20 protein-coding genes are annotated in these 22,956 nt (G+C 71.8%); 11 read left to right on the top strand and 9 right to left on the bottom strand.

What is annotated here, in order from left to right; all coding sequences use genetic code 11:
- The first annotated feature begins 25 nt into the window (after positions 1 to 25).
- Both ACTWP9_RS26975 and ACTWP9_RS26970 read left to right on the top strand, forming a co-directional pair.
- The gene (locus tag ACTWP9_RS26975; RefSeq protein ID WP_443248876.1) at positions 26 to 1,504 is read left to right on the top strand and encodes an MFS transporter; all 1,479 of its coding nucleotides are present in this window, start codon (positions 26 to 28) and stop codon (positions 1,502 to 1,504) included.
- Positions 1,505 to 1,557: 53 nt separating this feature from the next.
- A complete protein-coding gene (locus tag ACTWP9_RS26970; RefSeq protein ID WP_443248875.1) occupies positions 1,558 to 1,752 on the top strand; it encodes a hypothetical protein in 195 nt (64 codons plus the stop codon).
- A 55-nt stretch (positions 1,753 to 1,807) separates the two neighbouring features.
- On the opposite strand, the gene ACTWP9_RS26965 is transcribed toward ACTWP9_RS26970, so the two are convergent.
- Both ACTWP9_RS26965 and ACTWP9_RS26960 read right to left on the bottom strand, forming a co-directional pair.
- A complete protein-coding gene (locus ACTWP9_RS26965) occupies positions 1,808 to 2,605 on the bottom strand; it encodes a site-2 protease family protein (RefSeq protein WP_443248874.1) in 798 nt (265 codons plus the stop codon).
- 122 nt (positions 2,606 to 2,727) lie between these two features.
- Positions 2,728 to 3,663: an EamA family transporter gene (locus ACTWP9_RS26960; RefSeq protein WP_443248973.1), complete on the bottom strand. Its 936-nt coding sequence runs from the start codon at positions 3,661 to 3,663 to the stop codon at positions 2,728 to 2,730.
- Between the two features lie 150 nt (positions 3,664 to 3,813).
- Here ACTWP9_RS26960 and ACTWP9_RS26955 point away from each other — a divergent pair, with 150 nt between their 5' ends.
- Both ACTWP9_RS26955 and ACTWP9_RS26950 read left to right on the top strand, forming a co-directional pair.
- Positions 3,814 to 4,722, top strand: coding sequence for a LysR family transcriptional regulator (locus tag ACTWP9_RS26955; protein ID WP_443248873.1), 909 nt, complete (start codon positions 3,814 to 3,816; stop codon positions 4,720 to 4,722).
- 188 nt (positions 4,723 to 4,910) lie between these two features.
- Complete coding sequence (locus ACTWP9_RS26950; protein WP_443248872.1) at positions 4,911 to 5,291, top strand: hypothetical protein; 381 nt, start codon at positions 4,911 to 4,913, stop codon at positions 5,289 to 5,291.
- Between the two features lie 97 nt (positions 5,292 to 5,388).
- On the opposite strand, the gene ACTWP9_RS26945 is transcribed toward ACTWP9_RS26950, so the two are convergent.
- Positions 5,389 to 5,871: a hypothetical protein gene (locus ACTWP9_RS26945; protein WP_443248871.1), complete on the bottom strand. Its 483-nt coding sequence runs from the start codon at positions 5,869 to 5,871 to the stop codon at positions 5,389 to 5,391.
- Here ACTWP9_RS26945 and ACTWP9_RS26940 point away from each other — a divergent pair.
- Positions 5,870 to 9,403 (top strand): AfsR/SARP family transcriptional regulator, encoded by a 3,534-nt coding sequence (locus ACTWP9_RS26940; protein ID WP_443248870.1) that lies wholly within the window; start codon positions 5,870 to 5,872, stop codon positions 9,401 to 9,403. The genes ACTWP9_RS26945 and ACTWP9_RS26940 overlap by 2 nt on opposite strands.
- 95 nt (positions 9,404 to 9,498) lie before the next feature.
- On the opposite strand, the gene ACTWP9_RS26935 is transcribed toward ACTWP9_RS26940, so the two are convergent.
- The 3 genes from ACTWP9_RS26935 to panB all read right to left on the bottom strand — a co-directional run bounded on the left by ACTWP9_RS26935 (position 9,499) and on the right by panB (position 12,345).
- Entirely contained in the window at positions 9,499 to 10,386 is an 888-nt protein-coding gene (locus ACTWP9_RS26935; protein ID WP_443248869.1) for an ABC transporter permease, read from the bottom strand.
- Positions 10,383 to 11,384 (bottom strand): ATP-binding cassette domain-containing protein, encoded by a 1,002-nt coding sequence (locus ACTWP9_RS26930; protein WP_443248868.1) that lies wholly within the window; start codon positions 11,382 to 11,384, stop codon positions 10,383 to 10,385. The genes ACTWP9_RS26935 and ACTWP9_RS26930 overlap by 4 nt, the downstream gene beginning before the upstream one ends.
- 133 nt (positions 11,385 to 11,517) lie before the next feature.
- Positions 11,518 to 12,345: a 3-methyl-2-oxobutanoate hydroxymethyltransferase gene (gene panB, locus ACTWP9_RS26925; RefSeq protein ID WP_443248867.1), complete on the bottom strand. Its 828-nt coding sequence runs from the start codon at positions 12,343 to 12,345 to the stop codon at positions 11,518 to 11,520.
- Between the two features lie 176 nt (positions 12,346 to 12,521).
- On the opposite strand from panB, the gene ACTWP9_RS26920 reads away from it, so the two are divergent.
- From ACTWP9_RS26920 to ACTWP9_RS26900, 5 genes are all read left to right on the top strand, one after another.
- Positions 12,522 to 14,150, top strand: a complete 1,629-nt coding sequence (locus tag ACTWP9_RS26920; RefSeq protein WP_443248866.1) for a DHA2 family efflux MFS transporter permease subunit — start codon at positions 12,522 to 12,524, stop codon at positions 14,148 to 14,150.
- Between the two features lie 7 nt (positions 14,151 to 14,157).
- A complete protein-coding gene (locus tag ACTWP9_RS26915) occupies positions 14,158 to 14,829 on the top strand; it encodes a TetR/AcrR family transcriptional regulator (protein WP_443248865.1) in 672 nt (223 codons plus the stop codon).
- A 444-nt stretch (positions 14,830 to 15,273) separates the two neighbouring features.
- Positions 15,274 to 16,173: an endonuclease/exonuclease/phosphatase family protein gene (locus ACTWP9_RS26910; RefSeq protein ID WP_443248972.1), complete on the top strand. Its 900-nt coding sequence runs from the start codon at positions 15,274 to 15,276 to the stop codon at positions 16,171 to 16,173.
- A gap of 279 nt (positions 16,174 to 16,452) precedes the next feature.
- On the top strand, positions 16,453 to 17,652 hold the full coding sequence (locus ACTWP9_RS26905) for an MFS transporter (protein ID WP_443248864.1): 1,200 nt from the start codon (positions 16,453 to 16,455) through the stop codon (positions 17,650 to 17,652).
- A gap of 286 nt (positions 17,653 to 17,938) precedes the next feature.
- Complete coding sequence (locus ACTWP9_RS26900) at positions 17,939 to 18,211, top strand: hypothetical protein (RefSeq protein ID WP_443248863.1); 273 nt, start codon at positions 17,939 to 17,941, stop codon at positions 18,209 to 18,211.
- Positions 18,212 to 18,263: 52 nt separating this feature from the next.
- Here the strand turns inward: ACTWP9_RS26900 and ACTWP9_RS26895 are convergent, their stop codons facing one another.
- The gene (locus tag ACTWP9_RS26895) at positions 18,264 to 18,911 is read right to left on the bottom strand and encodes a response regulator (RefSeq protein ID WP_443248862.1); all 648 of its coding nucleotides are present in this window, start codon (positions 18,909 to 18,911) and stop codon (positions 18,264 to 18,266) included.
- On the bottom strand, positions 18,908 to 20,209 hold the full coding sequence (locus tag ACTWP9_RS26890; RefSeq protein ID WP_443248861.1) for a sensor histidine kinase: 1,302 nt from the start codon (positions 20,207 to 20,209) through the stop codon (positions 18,908 to 18,910). Before ACTWP9_RS26890 ends, ACTWP9_RS26895 begins: the two co-directional genes overlap by 4 nt.
- Positions 20,210 to 20,482: 273 nt before the next feature.
- Between ACTWP9_RS26890 and ACTWP9_RS26885 the strand changes: the two genes are divergently transcribed.
- Positions 20,483 to 21,127, top strand: a complete 645-nt coding sequence (locus ACTWP9_RS26885) for a class I SAM-dependent methyltransferase (protein ID WP_443248971.1) — start codon at positions 20,483 to 20,485, stop codon at positions 21,125 to 21,127.
- Here ACTWP9_RS26885 and ACTWP9_RS26880 read toward each other — a convergent pair.
- Positions 21,102 to 22,853 (bottom strand): NAD+ synthase, encoded by a 1,752-nt coding sequence (locus ACTWP9_RS26880; RefSeq protein WP_443248860.1) that lies wholly within the window; start codon positions 22,851 to 22,853, stop codon positions 21,102 to 21,104. The two genes, ACTWP9_RS26885 and ACTWP9_RS26880, sit on opposite strands and share 26 nt — an antisense overlap.
- Positions 22,854 to 22,956: the final 103 nt, after the last annotated feature.

The following is a 22,956-nucleotide window of genomic DNA, read 5'->3' as shown; positions in this document are numbered from 1 at the left end:
CGCACGCCGCGGCCATCATGGGGTGATGGCACAGCAGCCCGCACCCGCCGGGCGGGCCGGGGCGACGTCGGACGAGGACGCGTACACGCCGGACCCACGGCGCTGGAAGGCCCTGTCGGTGTGTCTCCTCGTCGGCTTCATGTCCCTGCTGGACGTCTCCATCGTGAACGTCGCGCTGCCCGCCATCGAGAAAGGGCTGGGTGCCTCGGAGTCCGCGCTCTCCTGGGTGGTGTCCGGCTACGCCCTCACCTTCGGCCTCGTCCTCGTCCCCTCAGGGCGGATCGGCGACGCGTTGGGCAGGCGCACCGCGTTCCTCGGCGGCCTGGTCCTGTTCGTCGTCGCCTCCATGGCCTGCGGCTTCGCCCAGGGAGCCGGGTGGCTGGTGGGCGCCCGGCTGCTCCAGGGCGTGGGCGGTGGACTGGTGATGCCGCAGATCTCCGGCATGATCCAGCAGTTGTTCCGCGGTGCCGAACGCGGCAAGGCGTTCGGAATGCTCGGCTCCACCATCGGCCTGTCGACCGCGGTCGGCCCGCTGCTGGGCGGGCTGCTCATCCAGATCTTCGGCGCCGAGGAGGGCTGGCGCTGGGTCTTCTTCGTCAACCTGCCCATCGGCATCATCGCCTTTCTCCTCGCCCTGCGCCTGGTCCCCCGCGCGTGCGCCGAGCGCGACACCGAGCACCGGCGCACCCTCGATCCGGCCGGTGTGCTGCTGCTGGGCGCCGGGGTGTTCTCCGTGATGCTGCCGCTGGTGGAGGAACGGCAGTGGCCCGGCCAGGGCAAATGGCTGCTGGTGCTGCTGGGTGCGGTGCTGATCGGTGCCTTCGTGTGGTGGGAGCGGTGCTATCTGCGCCGCGGCAACGAACCCCTGGTCGACCTGCGGCTTTTCCGGGACCGTTCGTACTCGCTGGGAGCGCTGCTGGGGCTGGTCTACTTCGCCGGGTTCACCACGATCTTCTTCATCTTCACGCTCTTCCTGCAGAACGGGATGCGCTACAGCGCGCTGCAGGCCGGACTCACCCTGACCCCCTTCGCCCTCGGCTCGGCGGTCTCCTCCGCCGTGGGCGGCCGGTTCATCACCCGGGTGGGCCGCCCGCTGATCGCCGTCGGCCTGGTGCTCGTCCTGGTCGGCCTCGCGGGCGCGGCGCTGGCCGTGCACGAGGTGCAGAACAGCAGCGTGGGCTGGGCACTGATCGGACCCATGCTGTGCGCGGGCCTCGGCTCCGGGCTGGTCATCGCCCCCAACCAGACCCTCGCGCTGCGCTCCGTACCGGTCGCCCAGGGCGGCGCCGCCGGTGGTGTGATCCAGACCGCCCAGCGGATCGGCTCCGCCGCCGGGATCGCCGCCGTGGGCGCCGTGTTCTTCGCCTGGCTCGCCAGCAGCCACAACTGGGCGACCGCGCTGGACTACGGCCTGCTCACCGCCGTGTGCTTCGTCGCGGGCGCGCTGGTGGTGGCCGTCGTCGACGTGGTGTACGGGCGCCGCGCCGCACGCCGGGAGGCGTGAGGGAGAATGACCGGTGCACACAGCGCACCGCCCCTCTCGTTGGAGACCGAGCCATGTCAGCCGCCACCCGCCGCATCCCCAAGGGCCTCGCCCTCTACGCGACCGTCATCTGCGTCCTCGCCGTCGTCGCAGCCGTGGTCTCCTTCGCGAACGGCAGCTGGCTCGGCATCGTATGGGTACTGCTGGCGGGCCTGACCTCCAACATGGCCTGGTACTACCACCGCCGTACGGCCCGGACCGCCGAGTAACCGGACGTCGGGGCTCCGCCCCCGCAGCGCCCGGGACGCGCGCACGCGACGGCCCTCATGGGAGCAGGACGTTCTGGGGCTCGCCCTCCCAGAAGCGGAAGTATTCGAGGCCGAGGTAGGTCTCCAGCTCGGAGACGTTCATGCCGCGCAGCAGGGCATCGATGAAGTCCCAGAAGACCTCGTTGACCTGCGGGATCCACAGGCAGCCGAAAACGATCAGCAGGCCGAACGGAGCAAACGGCTCCGCCTGCTGCCGGGCCCGCGGTGACAGCCAGGGTTCGAGTATGCCGAAGCCGTCGAGCCCCGGCACCGGCAGCAGGTTCAGCAGCGCGGCCGTCACCTGGAGCAGCGCGAGGAAGGCGAGGGCGCTGCGGAAGGCGACGGGCACGTCGCGCATCGCGTCGAGCCAGAACGGCGCCGTGAGCACGGCCGCGAACAGCGCGTTCGTCAGCGGTCCCGCCGCCGAGATCACACTGTGCTTCCAGCGCCCCCTGATCCGGCCCCGTTCGATGTAGACCGCCCCGCCGGGCAGTCCGATGCCGCCGAGGACGACGAAGATCACCGGCAGCACGATGCTGAGCATCGCATGGGTGTAGTGCAGGGGGTTCAGCGTGAGATACCCCTTCGCCCCCACGGACACGTCCCCCGCGCCCAGCGCGGACCGTGCGTGCGCGTACTCGTGCAGGCACAGCGAGACGATCCATCCGGAGACGACGAAGAAGAAGACGGCCACGCCCGTCACCTCGGCCCAGCCGGACCATACGGCCCAGCCGGAGACGGCCATGATCGCGACGAGTCCGAGGAAGACCGGGCTGATCCGGTGATGGTCCGGGTGGGTGGCTGCGCTGGTCATGGAGCCAGACCGTACCCGCAGCGCCCCGCACCCCGCGAACCGCGCGCACGATACGGGACGTTGGTACGCCGGCGCGCCATTGGCCCGTAGTGGCCTGCCTTGCTCGTATCGGCACCACGCCGTCAGCCCCGCGAGCCCGCCCCCTCAGCCACCGGCGCCGCCCCCTCCACCGCCGGGGCCGGCACCGGCCCCCTCCCGGCCCGGCGCCCGCCCGCCAGGGAGACCAGCGTGACGCCCCCGATCAGCAGCGCGGCGGCGAGGGCGTCCAGCGCGGTGATGCCCTCGCCGAGCAGCAGCGCTGCGGAGGTCATACCGAACACCGGCACCAGCAGCGTGAAGGGAGCGACCGACGAGGCGTCGTACTGCCGCAGCAGGAAGCCCCAGGCACCGAAGCCGAACAGCGTGGCGACCCAGGCGATGAAGCAGATGGCACTCAGACCGCCCAGATCGAGGGAGCGCAGCGCGGCCAGATCGGCGGAGGGCCCCTCGAACAGCAGGGAGAGGACGAACAGCGGCAGCGGCGGGACGAGACAGACCCACACCATCCACGACAGTGCGTCCGGCGGCGCGGCCTTGCGGGTCAGCACATTGGAGACGCCCCAGGCCGCCGCGGCGGCGATGACGAGGAGGAAAGCCCCCAGCGGCCCTGAGGCGCCCTGGCCGACGGCGGCCACCGCTATCCCGGCCAGCGCCACGGTCATCCCGGTCAGCTGTACGCGGCCGAGCCGTTCGCCCAGCGTCACCGCGGCGAACACCGCCGTGAAGACCGCCTGCACCTGGAGGACGAGCGAGGAGAGCCCGGCGGGCATCCCCTGGTGCATGCCGAGGAACAGCAGCCCGAACTTCGCCACGCCCAGCATCAGTCCGACCCCCACGACCCAGCGCAGCGCCACCCGGGGGCGGCGGACGAAGAAGACGGCGGGCAGCGCGGCGACGAGGAAGCGCAGGGCGGAGAACAGCAGCGGCGGGAAGTGCCGCAGCCCGAGCTCGATGACGACGAAGTTGAAGCCCCAGATGGCGGTGACGAGCACCGCGAGGGCGACATGAAGGGGACGCAGACGCATGCCTTTGATCGTCGTCGGCCGAACCGTTCAGCACCAGCACGGATTCCTGCATGGTTGGATTCAGCAATACTGAAGTGTCCTGGCTGAGAACTGTCCGGCGGGAGCGACCGCGGGCTGGGGAGAACGAGGAGCGAGGAACGAAGCATGCTCGACCTGTCCAGGCTGCGCGCCCTGCACGCAGTCCAGCTGCACGGTTCGGTGGGCGGCGCCGCGCAGGCGCTCGGCTACACCCCTTCCGCCGTCTCCCAGCAGATCGCCAAGCTGGAGCGGGAGACCGGCACCACCCTGCTGGAGCGGCAGGGGCGCGGCATCGCGCTGACGGACGACGCGCTGATGCTCGTCCGTACGGCGGAGGAGATGCTCAGCCTCGCCGAGCGGGCGGAGGTCGCGCTGGAGGAGCGCAAGGGCCGTCCGGAGGGCCGGCTGCGGCTCGCCGCGTTCCCCAGCGGGGCCCGCGGTCTGATGCCCCGCGTGCTGGCCGGACTCGCCGCCGACCACCCGCAACTGGACCTGCGGATGTCGGAGGTCGACCCGCATCTGTCGGTGGGGCTGGTGGCCAGGGGAGAGATCGACCTGGCCCTCGCCCACGACTGGGACATCACGCCGATGCCGGCCCCGGAGGGAGTGCGCAGCATCCCGCTGGGCGAGGACACCTGCGAGGTGCTGGTGCCCGCCGGACATCCGCTCGCCGCACGCGACAAGCTCGTCACGGCGGACCTGGCCGGCCAACGATGGGTGTGCCAGCCGCCCGGCACGGTCTGCCACGACTGGCTGCACACGACGCTGCGGACCGCGGGCCAGGAACCGGACGTCGCCTACTACGTGGCCGAGTTCCAGACCCAGGTGGCCCTCGTGGCGGAGGGCCTGGGCATCGCCCTGCTGCCCCACCTGGGGCGGGGTCCGCTGCCCGCGGGGGCGGTGCTGCGCCCGCTGGTGCCCGTCCCCACCCGCCGCCTGTTCGCCGTCACCCGCGACTGTCTCCTGAACCGTCCGGCGGTCAGGGCGGCGGTGCGCGCCATGCGCGAAGCCGCGGGGGCCGGGCCGCTCCCGTAGCGGGCAGCGCTGCCGCCTCGCGCGTATGCGACCGAGAGGGTGGTCCGGACTCGCTCAACGGGTGACTTGGCGTCATGTATCGGCGCCGCAGCCCGACTCGCCTGCTCTGCTGAATGTGTGCGACTGCACATCCCCCGAACTTCCGCCGGTGGAGGCGGAGCAGACTGGGAAAGCGAAAGGACCACAGTATGAGGAAGTCCGAAACGACCCGCCGCGTACGGGCCCTGTCCGTGGTGGCGGCGATGGCGACCGCTCTGGTGGGCATGGCGCCGGTGTCGGCGGTCGCCGGTGACGGGCCGAGCGGCGGCCACCACCACAAGCGCGGTTACATCTGCGACAAGCTGGTGAAGCACCACAAGGCCGCGGTCGGCATCGGCCACTGCAAGGCCATCAACGCGCCGCGCAAGGGCCTCATCCGCGGAACGTTCACCATCGAGACCCGCAAGGGCCACCACGGCAAGCACCACAAGAAGGTCGTGTGCGTGCCCAAGCACGGCGTCTCCGGCTGGGCGAACACCCCCAAGTGGGTCCGCGGCAAGCACTGCCACCCCCACTACCACCACGGCTGACCTGCGGTAGAAACGCCCGGGCCGGGGACACGGAAAGCCGTGACCCCGGCCCGTTCCGTTGCCCGGCCGGCGCCGGCTCGGTGCCGCGCGGCGAGGCTCAGTCGAACACCGGCCGGTCCATTCCCAGCAGCGGCTTGGAGAGCGCCAGGGAGAGGGCGAAGCAGCCCGGGAACTGAAGCGTGAACAGCGCCGTGATCAGCTCGGCGAAGCCCAGGTCCACGGGCTGCCCGTAGCCCTGCACGGCCGCTCCCGTCACCGCCGTCACGCCGAGCACCACTGCGTACGCCGTGGTGTCCGCAGCGGCGGCGAGCGGCCGGGAGGAGGTGGGCCGGGCCCGGCGCAGTACGAGCACCGTCACAAGACAGGCTGCCGGGAACGCGGTGGCCCAGGGGAACAACAGCCCGCCGGGAAAGACCGGGGCGGCCGTGCCGGCTCCGCCCACCAGGGTCCCCCAGGACTGCAGGGCCTCCGGGGAGGAGAACTGCGAGTTCACCAACGCCCCCAGCGTCCAAGGCAGCAGGGCGAGTGATCCCGCGTAGCCAACGGCCCCCACCAGCGACGTGCTCCGTGTCGCAGTCATGCCGGTCACCCTGGCATGGGGCGCCGCCCGCTGTTCCGGCGGGGAGTGGCCGACTGCCGACGGGGCGGCCCGGGACCGGTGGCAGTATGTGGGGGTGCGCTACCTCTACCGCGTTCTGGGCACCACCCAGGCCCTCCGCGAAGACGGCACCACCGTGCCGATCGGCGGAGCAAGGCTGCGTGCCCTGCTGACCGCGCTCGCCCTCGCGGGAGGCCGCGCCGTACACACCGGCGAGCTCGCCGCGACCGTGTGGTCGGAGCACGAGGACCCGCCCGCCGACGAGACGGCAGCGCTCCAGGCGCTCGTCGGGCGGCTGCGCAGGTCGCTGGGGCGGGAGGCGGTCGGCTCCGTCGAGGGCGGCTACCGGCTGGTGGCGACCCGCGACGACATCGACCTGTACCGCTTCGAGCGGCTGGCCTCCGAGGGCGCGGCAGCCCTCGCGGACGGCGATCCGGTCAAGGCCGCCGACCTGCTCGACGCCGCCCTCGGCCTCTGGCGCAGCCCCGCGCTGGCCGACCTGCCCGACGGGGGAGGGGCCGCCGCTGTCCGCGCCGCCGACCGCGCACTGGCCGCACGCCGCCACCGGGCCGAGGCAGCGCTCGCGCTGGGCCAGGCCGAATCCGTACTGCCCACGGTGCGTCAGCTCGCCGCGGAGCACCCGCTGAACGAGCCGCTCCAGGCGCTGCTGCTGCGCGCCCTGCGCGACGCGGGGCGTACCGCCGAGGCACTGGCGGCGTACGAAACGGTCAGAACCCGGCTCACCGACCAGCTCGGCACCGACCCGAGCACCGAGCTGCGCGCCCTGCACGCGGAGTTGCTGGCCGACGAGACGGTCGCCCCCGCTGCCACACGGCCCGCGACGCACTCCACGGCGACGTCCGCCGCAACGCGTCCCGTACCGCATGCCGCCGCCCACGTGGCCGTTCCCCGTGAGCCGCGGCCGTTCCGGCGGGCTCCCGGCAACCTCCGTGCCTGTGTGACCTCGTTCGTGGGGCGGGAGGCGGAGATCGACGCGCTGTGCCGGGAGCTCGGCACGGCGCGGCTGGTGACGCTCACCGGGCCCGGAGGGGCGGGCAAGACGCGGCTGTCGGTGGAGACGGCGGCCCGGGCGCGCGCCGAGCGGGGCACGGAGTGGGCGGACGGCGTATGGGTGGCCGAGCTCGCCGCCGTACGCGACCCGCACGACCAGGGCGCGACGGCCGAGGCCGTGCTCACCGCGCTCGGCGGTCGCGAGACGGTACTGACCGGCACCACCGCCGAGGGGCTGCGCGCGGCGACCGATCCCATCGCGGGCAATCCACTCGCCCAGCTCGCCGAGCGCTGTGCGGCCCGCCGGATGCTGCTGGTGCTGGACAACTGCGAGCACCTCATCGACGCGGCGGCCCGGGTGGTGGAGACGCTGCTGGTGGAGTGCCCGGGCGTCACCGTGCTCGCGACCAGCCGCGAACCGCTCGGGGTTCCCGGGGAGTTCGTGCGTCCCGTCGAACCGCTGCCCGACCCGGTGGCGCTACGGCTCCTTGCCGAGCGGGGCGCCTCGGCGCGGCCCGGTTTCCGGATCGAGGACGACCCGGAGGCATGCGCGGAGATCTGCCGTCGGCTCGACGGGCTGCCGCTGGCGATCGAGCTGGCGGCGGCCCGGCTGCGCTCGCTGACGCCCGGCCAGCTCGCGCGCCGCCTCGACCACCGGTTCCGGCTGCTGACCAGCGGGAACCGTACCGTCCTGCCCCGTCAGCAGACGCTGCGCGCGGTGGTGGACTGGTCGTGGGAGCTGCTGGATGCGGCGGAGCGTGCGGTGCTGCGGCGACTGGCGGTCTTCACGGGCGGCTGCGAGCTGGAGCAGGCCGAGGAGGTGTGCGCGGATCTCGTCGAGGAGACGGATGGAGACGCCGAGGATGTTGCGGCGCTGCTGAGTTCCCTTGTCGACAAGTCGCTGGTGGTGGCCGTACCCGGGGAGGGCGCGGCCGGGATGCGCTACCGGCTGCTGGAGACCGTCGCCGAGTACGCGGCCGAGAAGCTGGACGCGGTGCCCGGTGAACGGGAGCACGCCGAGCGCCGCCATCTGACCGTCTACCGCGAACTGGCCCGGAACGCCGACCCGTTGCTGCGCGGACCCCAGCAGGTGACATGGCTGGACCGGCTGGAGCGCGAACACGACAACATCCGCACCGCGCTGCGCCGGGCGATCGCCGCGCGCGACGAGCACGAGGCGCTGTGTCTGACCCTGTCGATGACCTGGTTCTGGCAGCTGCGCGGGCACCGTGCCGACTCGCGCAACTGGAGCGAGGCCGCGCTCGCCCTGGGTCCCGACCCCTTCGCGACACCGCTCCGCCCTGCACCCCCGCTGTACGAGCCGTGCACGGCCACGCCGCCGCCGATGAGCGAGGAGCAGCTGTGGGAGGCCCGGCGCGGGGTGCGGCTGATGGTGCTGGCCGATGCCGAGGAGGGCGTCGAGAGTCTGGAGAGCCCGGAGCGGCAGGCCGAACTGCGCAACGTCACCCAGGTCTACTCCCCGGGGATGCCGCAGGTGTGCCGCCTCCCCGGCTGTATGTGGTTCTTCGCGTGGCTGATGACCGGCGACTTCGGGAAACTCGCCGAGCTGTCCGACGCGTTCGTGGCCGGCTGCCGTGAGCTGGGCTACGAGTGGGAGCTGGCCTTCGCCCTCCAGCTGCGCGCCAAGCTGACCAGCGACCACCCCGCCAGCTGGGACAGATCGGCGGCGGACGCGGCGGAGAGCCTGGAGATCTTCCGCAGGCTGGGGGACGCCTGGGGCGAGGCCGAGGCGCTTTCCGGCCGCGCCGAGGCGCTCACGGCACGCGGAGAGTTCGCCCGTGCTGCCGAAGCGTGCAGGCTGGCCATCACGCGGGCCGAGCAACTGGGCGCCCACAGCCAGGTGCCGCAGCTCAAGTCCCGGCTCGGCTCGGTGCTGGTGGAGCTGGACGACCCGGAACTCGCCCTGGAGGGCGTGCGGTTGATGCGGGAGGCGATCGAGGAGTCCGAGCACGTACATGGCGACGGCCCCAACTTCGCGGCCGTCCAGTACGCCGTGTACCTCATCCGGCAGGGGGAGCCCGTGCGGGCCAGGGAGCTGCTGTGCCCGCTGGAGGAGGAGTTCGCCGACCGGGTGCCGCAGCTGTTCGCGGGGATGATCGAGGGGATCCTGGCCTGGTCGTACGTCGTCGAGGGCAAGCCCGACGAGGCGCTGGCCAAGCTGCGCAGGTCCATCGTCAAGACCCGCGATCTGATGGCGGAGGCGGTCACCCCCCACCTGACGCTGAGTCAGTTGCTGAGCGCCGCCCAGGCGTTGGCCGCGCTCGGCCGTGGCGAGGAGGCCGGGTCGCTGGTGGGTGCCTACGACGGTCTGTCGCAGCTTCCGGAGGGGCACTTCCCGCACCCCGTCGAGCGCGAGTCGCGGGTGGCCGCGGAGGCGGCTGTGCGGGAAGTGCTGTCTTCCGAGGAGGCGTACGCGAGGGCGTACGCCTCCGGCCGCGACCTCTCCCTCCAAGAGGCCGTCAACCTGGTCCGCGACGCCTGACGGGGTCCACTGCCGCAATTGGGCGCCCCTCCCGGACGGAGTCCGGGGGAGCAGGCTGCCCAAGCGCGGCAGCAGGGTGGGCGGCGAAGAGACCGTCAGGTCTTCTTGCGGAACTTGGAGATGGCGATCGGCGCGGTCACCAGCGTCAGGCCGACGGCCCAGATGACCGTCCACATCACCGGGTCGGCGACCTCGCCCTTGCCGAGCATCAGTCCGCGGGCCGCGTTGGCGACATGGGTGAGCGGATTGACGTCGGTGAACGTCTCCAGCCAGCCGGGCATGGTGTCCGTCGGCACGAAGACCGAGGAACCGAACTGCAGCGGCATCAGCACCAGGAAGGAGACGCCCTGCACGGCCTGCGCCGTGTTCATCGTCAGACCCAGCAGGATGAAGATCCACAGCAGTGAGGCGCCGAACAGCGCGGTCAGCCCGATGGCGGCCAGCATGCCCAGCCAGTGCCCGTTGATGTCGAAGCCGACCAGGAAGCCCACGGTCAGCAGCACGGTGACGGCGACCAGCATCCGGCCGATCTCCACCACCGACTTGGCTATCAGCACCGAGGAACGGGCAATCGGCATGGACCGGAAGCGGTCCATCACGCCCTTGCGGAAGTCCTCGTTGATGCCCGTGCCGACGGCCATCGCGATGGACATGCCCATCATGCCCATCATGCCGGGGATCAGATACTGGATGTACTGCTCCCGGTCGCCGGAGCCGCCGCCGCCTCCGATGGCGCCACCGAAGACATAGACGAACAGCAGCGTGAAGATGATGGGCATCAGCAGTGCGTCCATCATCGACTCGGGGTCCTGCTTGATCTGCAGCGCGTTGCGGCGGACGAGCGCGCCGATATGCCGCAGGTTGGCCCGCAGTCCGATGCGGCCCTCTACCGTGCGGGGCTTGCCGGGTGCGCGGTCCGTCCCGGACCCGGAGCCGGTCGGGGCCTGCTCGGGCCCGGGTGCTTTGACGGTGGCGGTACTCACGCCGCGACCTCCTCGAGCTTGTTCTCGTCGTCCTGGTGGGTGGCCTTCTGGCCGGTGAGGGCCAGGAACACCTCGTCCAGGCTGGGCAGATGGGTGGCGATGTCGGCTATCGCGAAGCCGCGTTCGCCCAGCAGCGCGACGACGGCCGTCAGCTGTTCGTCGCTGACGATCGGGACGCTGACGACGCCCGACTCCTCGTCCGCGGTGGCACCGGCCACCCCGTCCAGACCTGCCTGGGCGACGGCTCCGACCATCCGCGTCAGCTCGCCCGGGTCCGACGGGCGGATCTCCAGCGTGCGGCCGCCGACCTTCGCCTTCAGCTCGGGCACCCGGCCCTCGGCGATGATCCGGCCGCGGTCGACGACCGTCAGCTCGCCGGCCAGCTGCTCGGCCTCCTCCATGTACTGCGTGGTGAGCAGCACGGTGTTGCCGTCGGCCACGATGTTCTTGACCTCGTCCCACACCTCGTTGCGGGTGCGCGGGTCGAGACCCGTGGTGGGCTCGTCCAGATACAGCACCTTGGGGCGGCCGATCATGGAAGCCGCCAGGTCGAGCCGGCGCCGCATACCGCCGCTGTACTTCATCACGGGGCGCCGGGCCGCCTCGGTGAGGGAGAACCGCTCCAGCAGTTCGTCGGCGCGCTTGCGTGCTTCCGTACGGGGCAGGTCGAGCAGCCGCCCGATCATGTAGAGGTTCTCCCAGCCCGCCAGCTTCTCGTCCACCGAGGCGTACTGGCCGGTCAGACCTATCGTGCGGCGCAACTCGCGGGGCTGGCGCACCACGTCGAACCCGGCGACCTTCGCCGTGCCCGCGTCGGGTTGCAGGAGCGTGGAGAGCATCCGGACGAGCGTCGTCTTGCCCGCGCCGTTGGGGCCCAGCACACCCATCACGGTGCCTTCGCGCACATCGAGGTCGATGCCGTCGACGGCCTTCGTCTCCCCGAAGTGTTTGACCAGTCCGCGGACCTCGACCGCGTTCGTCGTCTTCTCTCGCGTCATGTCGCCACTGTGCCAGCCCGCACTGACAAACGACCGACAAACGACCGACAGCCCACCGACACCCGAGCCGGGCCTGTCGGTGGGCCGTCGCGCCGCTCACGGGAAGGAACTGCGGCAGGAGCTGTCCGAAGGGCTACTCGAAGGAGTGCTCCGCCGCCGGGAACGCGCCCTCGACGACGTCCTCGGCGAAGGCACGCGCCGCGTCGCCCAGCGTCGTACGCAGCGCGGCGTACTGCTTCACGAAGCGCGGCAGCTTGCCCGGAGTGAGGCCCGCCATATCGGTCCACACCAGCACCTGGGCGTCGCAGTCGTTCCCCGCGCCGATACCGACGGTGGGCACGTGCAGCGCCCGGGTGACCTCGGCGGCGACCGGTGCGGGCACCATCTCCAGGACGACGGCGAAGGCCCCGGCGTCCTGGACGGCCTTGGCGTCCCGCATCAACTGGTGCGCGGCCTCCTCGCCGCGCCCCTGCACCCGGTAGCCCATGGCGTGCACGGACTGCGGGGTCAGTCCGATGTGCGCCATCACCGGGATACCCGACCGCACCAGCAGCCCGATCTGGTCGGCGGAGCGCTCGCCGCCCTCCAGCTTGACGGCCTGGGCACCGGCTTCCTTGACGAGCCTGGTGGCGCTGCGCAGCGCCTGGACCTCGCCTTCCTGGTACGAGCCGAACGGCAGGTCGGCGACGACCAGGGCGAGGTCGGTGCCCCGTACGACGGCGGCGGTCAGCAGGGTGACCTCGTCCATGGTGACCGGCACGGTCGTCTCGTAGCCGAGATGGCAGTTGCCCATCGAGTCGCCGACGAGCAGCACAGGGATGCCGGCCTCGTCGAAGACGGAGGCGGTCATCGCGTCGTAGGCGGTGAGCATGGGCCACTTCTCGCCCCGCTCCTTGGCGAGTGCGAGGTCGCGCACGGTCACCCGGCGATTACGGGTTCCCCCGTAGAGAGTCTGTGGCATGGCTGATGACTCCTGTTGTCGTCTCGAAGCGCCCTTACGGCGTCTCCGGATCTGCGTCCCATGCTGGCACGCCCCTCTGTCACCCGGTAGAGGGCCGGGAGGCGGGGCCGGCGCATGACGAAGTTTTTACGAAACGGAACGGCTCCGTTTCGTAACACAGGACTACGCTGCCTGCCATGAGTAGCCCCAGTTCTTCTGCCGCGCCCGAGGCGTCCGGGAAAGCCGAGGCGCTCGATCGGCGCCGGTGGACGGTCCTCGGTGTACTGATGCTCAGTCTGCTGGTCGTCGTCCTGGACAACAGCATCCTCAACGTGGCGATGAAGACCCTCGCCAGGCCCACGCCCGTCGGACTGGGCGCCACCCAGAGCGAGTTGGAGTGGGCCATCAACGCCTACACGCTCGTCTTCGCCGGTCTCCTGTTCACCGCGGGCCTGCTCGGTGACCGGCTCGGCCGCAAGAAGGTGCTGCTGGCCGGGCTGCTGGTGTTCGGCCTGGGCTCCGTGCTCGCGGCCTTCTCCACCGGACCCGGCGAACTGATCGTCTACCGCGCCCTGATGGGGTTCGGGGCGGCCTTCGTACTGCCGGCCACCCTGGCCATCCTGATGAACATCTTCCCGCGTGAGGAGCAGCCCAAGGCCATCGGCATCTGGGCGGGCGGCGTCGGGCTCGGGGTCGCCATCGGCCCCATCACCGGCGGGGTGCTGCTCGAGCACTTCTGGTGGGGCTCGGTCTTCCTCGTCAACGCACCCGTCGTGCTCGTCGCGCTGGTGGCCATCCTGGCGCTGGTGCCCGACTCCCGCGACCCGGCACCGGGCCGGGTCGACCCGCTGGGCGTGCTGCTCTCGGTCGCCGGGCTGGTGCTGCTGGTCTACGGGATCATCGAGGGCGGCCAACTGGCCGACTTCACCGACCCGAAGGTGCTCGCCGCCACGGGCGGCGGCATCCTCGTCCTGACGCTGTTCCTGCTGCACGAGCGGCGCAGCAGCCATCCCGCCCTCGATGTGCGCTACTTCCGCAACCCTGCGTTCTCCGCCGCCGTCGCCGCGATCGCCCTGGTCTTCTTCGCGCTCATGGGGGTGATGTTCTTCGGCGTCTTCTACATCCAGAGCGTGCGCGGCTTCAGCCCGTTGGAGGCCGGACTGCTGATGCTCCCGCTGGCCGCCGCCCAGATGATCTTCTCCCCGCGTGCCGCCAAGGCCGTCACCCGGTTCGGTGCCAAGGCCGTGTGCACGGTGGGCATGGTGCTGGTCGCCCTCGGCATGTTCGCCTTCACCACGCTCGACGAGACGACGCCGCTGTGGCAGTTGGAGGTCATCTACTTCGTGCTCGGCAGCGCGATGGCGTACATCATGCCGCCCGCCACCGTCTCGATCATGCAGTCGATGCCCCGTGAGAAGGCGGGTTCCGGCTCGGCCGTCAACAACACCTTCCGCCAGGTCGGCGGGGCGCTCGGGGTGGCCGTCCTCGGCTCGCTGCTCTCCACCCGCTACCGGGACAGCGTCGACGGCACCCTCGCCGCCGTACCGCACCTGTCCGGCGACGCACAGCACTCGGCCGGCGAGTCCATCGAGGCCACCCTCGCGCTCGCCGACCGGCTGGGGCCCACGGGGCGGGCGCTGGTGGACCCGGCCAAGTCGGCGTTCGTGGACGCCATGCACACCACCGTGCTCGCCTCCGGGGCCGTCGCGCTGCTGGGCGCACTGGTCGTCGCCGGTTGGCTGCCCGGCAAGCCCGCGGCGGAGGCGGCGGGGGAAGATGAGACCGGCGGCGAAGAGGAGAAGCAGCCAGTGGGGACGGAGCGGTGAGTCGGCTGTGAAGCGTGCGGATGGCAGGGGTACGGCGGGAGAGCTCCCGGATGCCGGCGAGAACCCGCCCCTCCCGTCCGGTAAGCCCTCCGGCAAGGCGCGCGGGCGTCCGCGCAGCGAGGCTGTCGAGCGCGCCATCCTGGACGCGGTCACCCGGCTCCTGGAGGAGGGCGTCTCCTACGACGCCCTCTCCGTCGAGCAGATCGCCCGCACCGCGGGCGTCGGCAAAGCCGCGGTCTACCGGCGCTGGTCCGGCAAGGACGAGCTGTTCCTGTATGTCGTCAAGGAGATGGAGGAGCCGACGTACGAGGGCCCCGGGGACGGGCCACTGCGCGAGGTCCTCATCGGGGCCCTGGGTTGGCTGCGCCAGATCGGTCTCGCCAAGCGGCGCTCCACGCTGCTGCGGGTGCTGGCCGGCCATGTGCACAGCCGCCCCGAGCTGTGGAAGCGCTACCACGAGACCGTCATCAGCGCCCGCCGCGAGCGGCTGGCCTTCGTACTGCGGCGCGGGATCGAGCGCGGGGAGCTGCGCGGCGACATCGACATCGACGTCCTCGTCGACATGCTGACGGCGCCGATCCTCGCCCGCATCCTGCTGCGCGACTGGGAAGAGCTGCCCGAGGAGATGCCCCGGCAGATCGTCGACGCCTTTCTGGACGGCCTCCGCCCTCGGGAGTGACGTCTCGTCACCGGAAGGCGGCCGGTGCGTGGGTCTGCCGTACGGCCGGTGCGTGGGTCTGCCCCTGCGGTCGGTCCGGGGGTGCCGTACGGGCTGCGTGCGGTTTGTGTCACAGTGGCGAACCAGCCCCGACCTGCCGGAACCCGAGGGCTGTCGGCTCTCGTCCTCCTTTCAGATTCCACACCGGACTTCAGGGCGAAAGCGGCAGTCGAACCGAAGGGTTCAACTGCATGAAAACGGGCATCGCCTATCGTTCATCGGGCACCAACACAGGCAAGTGAGGACGGACGGCGGATGGCGCGCGTGTACACGTCGGAGGCCACCTTCAGCGAGGACGGCGGCGGACGGCAGGGACCCTGGTCCCGGTTCACCGGCAGCCGCGCCGACGGTGCTTCCCGGGGCTGGTCAGGGCCAGGGAAATGGCGGCGCGGCTGGATCGTCGCGATGGCCGCCGTGCTTCTGGGGCTCGCCTTCTGGCTGCACGCAGAGGTCCCCAACGCCATCGGCAACCTCGGCTCGCTGTGGGAGACGTTCCTGCCGTGGGGCGGGCTGCTGATCGTTGTGCTGCTGGTCGCCGCCGTGCTGCGCCGGTCGGCCACCGCGCTGATCGCGCTGCTGCTGCCGGTGTTGATGTGGGCGAACCTGTTCGGCGGGCTGTTCGACGACAAGACCGGCAGCGGTGCCGGTGACCTCACCGTCGTCACCCACAACGTCAACGCGGGCAACCCCGACCCCCGGGGTACAGCCAAGGTGCTGGTCGACTCCGGGGCCGATGTGATCGCGCTGGAGGAGGTCTCCCCGGCGAAGGCCGGCTCCTATCAGGCCGCGCTCGACAAGACGCACCGCTACCACAAGCTCACCGGCACGGTCGGGCTGTGGAGCAAGTACCCGCTGAAGGACATCAGGACGGTCGACATCAAGATGGGCTGGCCGCGTGCCATGCGTGCCACGGTGCAGACGCCGAAGGGCGAGGTCGCCGTCTACGCCGCCCATCTGCCGTCGGTCCGGGTGCAGTTCCGCTCCGGCTTCACGGCCGGGCAGCGCGACGGCAGCGCCGACGCGCTCGGTGAGGCGATCGCCAACGACCCGGCAGGTCAGGTCCTCCTCCTCGGCGACCTCAACGGCACCATGAACGACCGCGCGCTGGCGCCGATCACCTCCCAGATGCGCTCCGCGCAGGGCGCGGCGGGGGACGGCTTCGGCTTCACCTGGCCCTCCTCGTTCCCGATGGCGCGGATCGACCAGATCATGGTCAAGGGCGCCGACCCCGTCTCCGCGTGGACGCTCCCGGCGACCGACAGCGACCACCTGCCGATCGCGGCGAAGATCGACCTGACGGGCTAGGGCTCGCCGCTTGCCCTCTCGACGCCGAGGGGTTGTGCGCCCCGAAGGGGCGCGGGGAACTGCGCGACAAGCCACAGCGCAGGCGCGGCCGCGGACGGCGGGTAAGGGGCACCCCGTATCGCCCGGGTCCGCGGAGATTCCACCCCTCGTAACGTCGCGTTTTGCACCGTGGAACATCCGGCTGCGAGACTTTGTTACACCGCCAAACATAGACCCGCACCGCCGGGTGCCCGGCAATGTAATCGGTTACACCCCCTTCCGCATAAGAAAGGTCTCCGCATGCCTCTGGCTCTGCTCGCACTCGCCGTGGGCGCCTTCGGAATCGGCACCACCGAGTTCGTGATGATGGGCCTGCTGCCGAACGTCGCCGACGATCTCGGCACGTCCGTACCGACCGCGGGGTATCTGGTCTCCGCCTACGCCCTCGGTGTCGTACTCGGTGCCCCGCTGCTGACCGCCGTCGGCGCCCGTGTCCCGCGCAAGCTGATGCTGCTGCTGTTGATGGGGCTGTTCACTCTCGGCAACCTCGCCTCGGCGCTCGCCCCCGGATTCGGCACGCTGCTGGCCGGCCGGGTGCTGGCGGGGCTGCCGCACGGTGCGTTCTTCGGCGTCGGTGCCGTGGTCGCGGCCCGGCTCGTGAAGGAGGGCCGCGCGGCCCGCGCCGTGGCCACGATGTTCCTCGGGCTGACCGTCGCCAACATCGTCGGCGTGCCCGGCGGCACCGCGCTGGGTCAGCAACTCGGCTGGCGCGCCACCTTCGTGGTCGTCACCCTCATCGGCCTGGTCGCCATGTCGGCACTCGCGCTCCTCGTGCCCCGTATACCGCTGGAGCACCAGGGTGGCGTACGTCACGAACTGCGCGCCCTGGGCAACCGCCAGGTGGTCCTCGGGCTGCTGACCGCCGTCTTCGGCTTCGGTGGCGTGTTCGCCGTCTACAGCTACCTGGCCTCGATGATGACCGAGGTCACAGGGCTTGCCGACACCTCGGTCACCTGGGTGCTCGCCCTCTTCGGCATCGGCATGACGCTGGGCACTCTGATCGCAGGCCCGCTGACCGACCGCGCCCCGCGCCGCACCCTGTATGTGGCGCTGGGTCTGATGGCAGCGCTGATGGTCACCCTCCACTTCGCGGCTCCCGTGAAGTGGGCCGCGCTGGCGCTGGTGGGGCTGCTGGGGGCCGTCGGCTTCCTGATCACCACGCCGGTCCAGATGCTGGTGATGCGGGCCGCCTCGCACGCACCCACCATCGCCTCGGCCTCCAACCACTCCGCGTTCAACCTCGCCAACGCGGGCGGCGCGTGGCTCGGCGGTGTCGTCATCGCCGCCGGCTGGGGCTGGACGTCCCCCACCCTGGTCGGCGCGGCCCTCGCCCTGGCCGGGCTCGCCATAGCCGTCACGGCGGGCGCACTGGACCGCGGCGACTCGCGCGTGGTCGCTCGCGCGGGCGAGGTCCCGGTGGAGGCTCACTCGCACGTGTAACCCGTGCCGCCCGGCGGTCAGCTCCCGGGGGGAGAGGAGGGGAGGCGGTGGCGGGCGCGTGTGGGGTGCGAAGAGCACGCGGGGGACGCGTGTGATCTGAGTCACCGCGTGTGCCGCTGGCGGTTGCCCCGGTGCCTGCATACTCTCTTCGCGACACCACGGGGACTTGCCAACTGCCATGAAATGGCGGCCAGTTGAGGACATCGGGCGCGCGTGCCACGCTCCTCGGCACGCGCTGCGCGCCCTCCCGTGAGGTCGGTTCGTGTCCCACAGGGAGGAAACCCGCATGAGATCCCGTTCGGCCCGTCTCGCCGCCACCGCCGCAGCTGTGGCGATGCTCGGCACCCTGGCCGCCGCCGCACCGGCCGTTGCCGCCCCCGGCGACAACGTGCCGCCCCGCGCCGCGTCCGAACAGCACGCCGCCGGCTACAGCTTCAAGGCCTGGTACCGCACCAAGGCCGCCTGCGATGACGCCGGTGCTTACTACGTCCGCCACGGCTACAGCGACCACTACTGTGAGCTGTTTAATCAGGGCTGGGCGCTGATGCTCAAGGACTGACGCCTGAGGGCCGGACCGGGGCGCCGGAACCAGCACCCGGTCCGGCTCCGCCTCACACCAGCCCCGCATCGCGGGCCGCAAGCGCAGCCCGTACCCGGTTGTCGACGCCGAGACCGGACAGTATCCGGCTCACATGCGCCTTGACCGTGCTCTCCCGCATGGTCAGGGCGGCAGCGATCTCGGCGTTGCCCGCGCCCTCCGCCAGCAGGGCCAGCACCTCGCGCTCCCGCGGGGTGAGCCGGTCCACGGCGGCCCGGGCCGCGGCCACGCGGGCGCCGCCGCGCCGGTGGTGCTGGTCGATCAGCCGGCGCGCCGCCGCGGGGTGCAGCATGGCGGAGCCCGCGGCCACCAGATGCACGGCGCGCAGGATCTCCGCGGGGTCGGTGTCCTTGAGCAGGAAGCCGTCCGCGCCTGCGGCGAGCGTGTCGTAGACGTACGCGTCCAGGTCGAAGGTCGTCAGCGTGATCACCCGCGGGGGCCGGGGCAGGGCGCGCAGCCGCGCGGTGGCGGTGATGCCGTCCGTACCCGGCATCCGGACGTCCACCAGTGCGACATCCACCTGGTGCGCGGTGGCCGCCGCGACGGCCTCGGCGCCGTCCCGTGCCGCGGCGACCAGTTCGAGGGTGCCGTCGCTCTCGATCAGGTCGGTGAGGCCCAGCCGGACCAGCGCGTCGTCATCGACGATCATGACGCGGATCACTCGCTCCGCCCCCTCTCCCCGTGCCCGCCGCGCGGCGCCGGAACAGACGGGAGCACGTGCGGGACACGGGCAGCAAGCCGCCAGCACTCCTCCCCGCCGGGCCCCTCGTGCGGACCCGCCGACAGCTCGCCGCCCAGCGCTTCGACCCGCTCCCGCAGCCCGACCAGACCGTAGCCGGACGGCGGCAGCCGGAGCGGCCCGAACGAGGGCCCCGTCCCGTTGACGGCCTCGACCAGGGTGACCGGCGGGCCGTAGCCGACGGCGATCCGCACGGCCGACTCCGGCGCGTGCTTGCGGGCGTTGGTCAGCGCCTCCTGCACGATCCGGAGCACCGCGAGCCGGTGCGCGGCGGGGGCGCGCTCCGGAGCCTCGTCGAGCGCCGCCGTGATCCGCTGTCCCGCGGCCTGCGCCTCGGCGACCACGTCCGCCGGATCCCGGAGCGCCGGTCCCTCGGCTCCGCCCGCACGCGCCCCGTCCCCGCACGCCGGGCCGCTGTCCGGCCCGCACGCCGGGCCGCTGTCCGGCCCGCAGCGCGGATCGCCGTCCTGGCTGCCTTCCTGGCCGCTGTCCGGGTCGCGCAGTGCGCCGAGGACGTCCCGCAGATCGGTCAAGGCGTCCGTGGCTGCCGTGCGCAGCAGCCCGACCCGGTCCGCCACCCGTTCCGGCAGGGCCTCTTTACGGGTGGCCAGTACGCCCGTGTGCAGCGCGATCAGGCTGAGCCGGTGCGCCAGTACGTCGTGCATCTCCGCCGCGATGGCCGCCCGTTCCGCGAGCCGCGCCGAGCGCTCCCGCAGCATGCGCTCCGTACGCAGGTGCTCGACACGGGCGTCGAGGGCTTCCACCAGTCGCCGCTTGCCGCCTGTCCACAGCCCCAGTACCACCGCGAGGACCGGCAGCAGCACCGGCCCGTAGGAGCGGGTTTCCCACAGATGCGGGGCCGGCCCCAAGTGCAGGGCGAGCGCAGCCGCGTTGACCGTCACCGCGAGGAGAACGGCGCAGCCCGCCGCGCGTGGTCGCCCGCGGGAAGCGAGGTGGAAGAGCGCCACCAGCAGAGGCAGGACGAGCCCGGCCAGCCCGGCCACGGCGGCGGTCAGCACGGCGACCGCCGACGGCCACCGGTGCCGTACGGCGAGCGACAGACCGGCCGTCACGGCGAGGGCGACCCAGACGGAGCCGTACCGGGCCCCGTTGCCGAGGGCGGCCTCCTGTACGGAAAGTGCTGTCGCGAGCGCCACGACGGCGCCATCGGCCCACCGCATCGCCCGCGGGCCCGGTCGGCCCCGTATCTGCGCGTTCACCGGGCCGAGCCTAGGACCGGATCGCGCTCACTTGCTCCGACCTGGGAACGCCGTCACCCCCGACTTTCGTAGGGGGTTGCCGTCGCACGACGGCGGATTCTCTCCCCGGGTGCCGCTCCTAGCGTCGCCGCCATGAACGACTCGCACGTCACAACCACCGCCCTGAACACGGCTTTTCCGCCCGGCGCCGGTCCGGCGGCGGCCCCTCACGAGCACCCTTGGACCGCCACTGACGAGAGCGCCCGGCCGCGCCGCCCCGGCAGCCCGGGGCTGATGTTCCTCGCCGAGGCCCTCACCGACATACGTACCACCGGGGCCCTCGCCCCCAGCGGTCGCCGCCTCTCCGGGCTGCTGGCCGAGCCCGTATGCCGCCGGGCCGGGCGCGGGCCCCTCACGGTGCTGGAAGTGGGCGCGGGCACCGGTCCGGTGACCCGGCTGCTGCTGGACGCGCTCGGCGAGGGCAGCAGTCTGGATGTCGTCGAGAGCAACCCCCGTTTCGCCGCCCGGCTGCGGGCGCTGGCCGGAGCGCACCCCGGTGAGGCGTACGTGAACGTGCAGGAGACGCGGATCGAGCGCTGGCATCCCGGCCACCGCTACGACGTGATCGTCTCCGGGCTGCCCTTCACCAACTTCCGCCCGGCTCAGGTCGAGACCGTCATGGAGCGCCTGCTGACGCTGCTGAAGCCGGGCGGCACCCTCACCTACTTCGCGTATCTGGGCACCGCCAGGGCGCGCCGGCTGTTCGCGTCGGCGGCCGAGGCGAACAGGCACCGCGCGGTGGAGGCCGTCCTCGCGGGCTACCGCGACCGCTGCCGCGCCGGCTCCCGCACCGCCTGGGCCAACCTCCCGCCGGCGCGCGCCTGGTGGCTGCAAAAGCCTCCGACAGCGACCGTCAGCCCTCCCGCCACCGATTGGTGATCGGCAGCCGGCGGTCCTTGCCGAAGCCCTTGGGGGAGATCTTCGTGCCCGGCGGGTACTGGCGGCGCTTGTACTCGGCGCGGTCCGTCATCCGCAGCACCCGGCGCACGGTCTCCGCGTCGAAGCCCGCCTCGACGATGGCCGCCGCGCCCTGGTCGCCGTCGACGTACCGCTTCAGTATGCGGTCGAGGACGTCGTAGTCGGGCAGCGAGTCGGTGTCCACCTGGCCGGGCGCCAGCTCGGCGCTGGGCGGCTTGGTGATGGAGCGCTCGGGGATCGGCAGGGTCTGGCCGCGCTCCAGGGCCGCACGGTTGCGCCACTTCGCGAGGCGGAAAATGTTCGTCTTGTAGACGTCCTTGATCGGGCCGTAGGCGCCCACCGCGTCGCCGTACAGCGTCGAATAGCCCACCGCCAGTTCGGACTTGTTGCCTGGGGCCAGCACGATGTGGCCCTCCTGGTTGGAGACGGCCATCAGCAGCGTGCCGCGCAGCCGGGCCTGCAAATTCTCCTCGGCGAGCCCGGTGAGGCCGAGCGAGCCCATGTACGCGGCGAACATCGGCTCGATCTCGACGGTGCGGAAGTTGAGCCCGGTGCGTTCCGCCAGCTCGGCGGCATCCTCCTTCGAATGCTCCGAGGAGTACCGCGACGGCATCGAGATGCCGTACACGTTCTCCGCGCCGATCGCATCGCAGGCGAGGGCGGCCGTCAGCGCCGAGTCGATGCCGCCGGACACCCCGATCAGCACCGAGCGGAAGCCGTTCTTGACCACATACGCGCGCAAGCCCACCACCAGCGCTGTGTAGATCTCCTCGGCGTCCTCCCTACGCGGCGCCTCGCCACCGGTGGCCTCCGGCTCGTAGGCGGGCAGCGGTTCGGCGGAGAGGACGTGGTGCTCGACGCGCAGCCCGTCGTCCACCTCGCCCGACGGCGGCGTCACGGCGGCAGCCGGCAGCTCCAGATCGAGGACGAGACACTGCTCCTCGAACTGCGGCGCACGCGCCAGCACCTGCCCGTCGCTGTCGACGACGATCGAGTCGCCGTCGAAGACCAGCTCGTCCTGGCCGCCGATCATGGCCAGATACGCGGTCGTGCACCCCGCCTCCTGCGCACGCTTGCGCACCAGGTCCAGCCGGGTGTCGTCCTTGTCCCGCTCGTACGGCGAGGCGTTGACCGACAGCAGCAGCCCGGCACCCACGGTGCGTGCCGCCGGGACCCGGCCGCCCTCCTGCCACAGGTCCTCGCAGATGGCGAGCGCCACGTCCACGCCGTGCACCCGCAGGACGGGCATGGAGTCGCCGGGCACGAAGTAGCGGAACTCGTCGAAGACGCCGTAGTTCGGCAGATGGTGCTTGGCGAAGGTCAGCACGATCTCGCCGCGGTGCAGCACGGCCGCCGCGTTCTGCGGGGCACCGGCGGGCTGGCCGTAGCGGGGCTGGGCCTGCTCGCAGCGGTCGAGATAGCCGACGACGACGGGCACCTCGCCCAGCCCTTCGTCGGCCAGCCGCCGCGCGAGCTCCCGCACGGCTGTGCGGCTCGCCTGGACGAACGACCGGCGCAGCGCCAGGTCCTCGACCGGATACCCGGTCAGCATCATCTCCGGGAACGCGACCAGATGGGCGCCCTGTTCGACGGAGTGCCGGGTCCACCGGAGGACAGCTGCGGCATTGCCCTCCAGGTCACCGACGGTGGAGTCGATCTGATTCAGCGCGAGACGTAGTTGAGCCACAGAGCCGAGTGTAATCGTCGGGCTGACGTTATGGGCTGGGGGCGAGGACCCCCATCCCCCCAGGGACCCTCCCCGACAACTCCTTCCGGTAGCCAAGCCCCAT

The organism is Streptomyces sp. 3N207, assembly GCF_052246355.1.
Taxonomy (GTDB): Bacteria; Actinomycetota; Actinomycetes; order Streptomycetales; family Streptomycetaceae; genus Streptomyces.
This window is presented reverse-complemented; position numbering and strand designations above follow the sequence as displayed.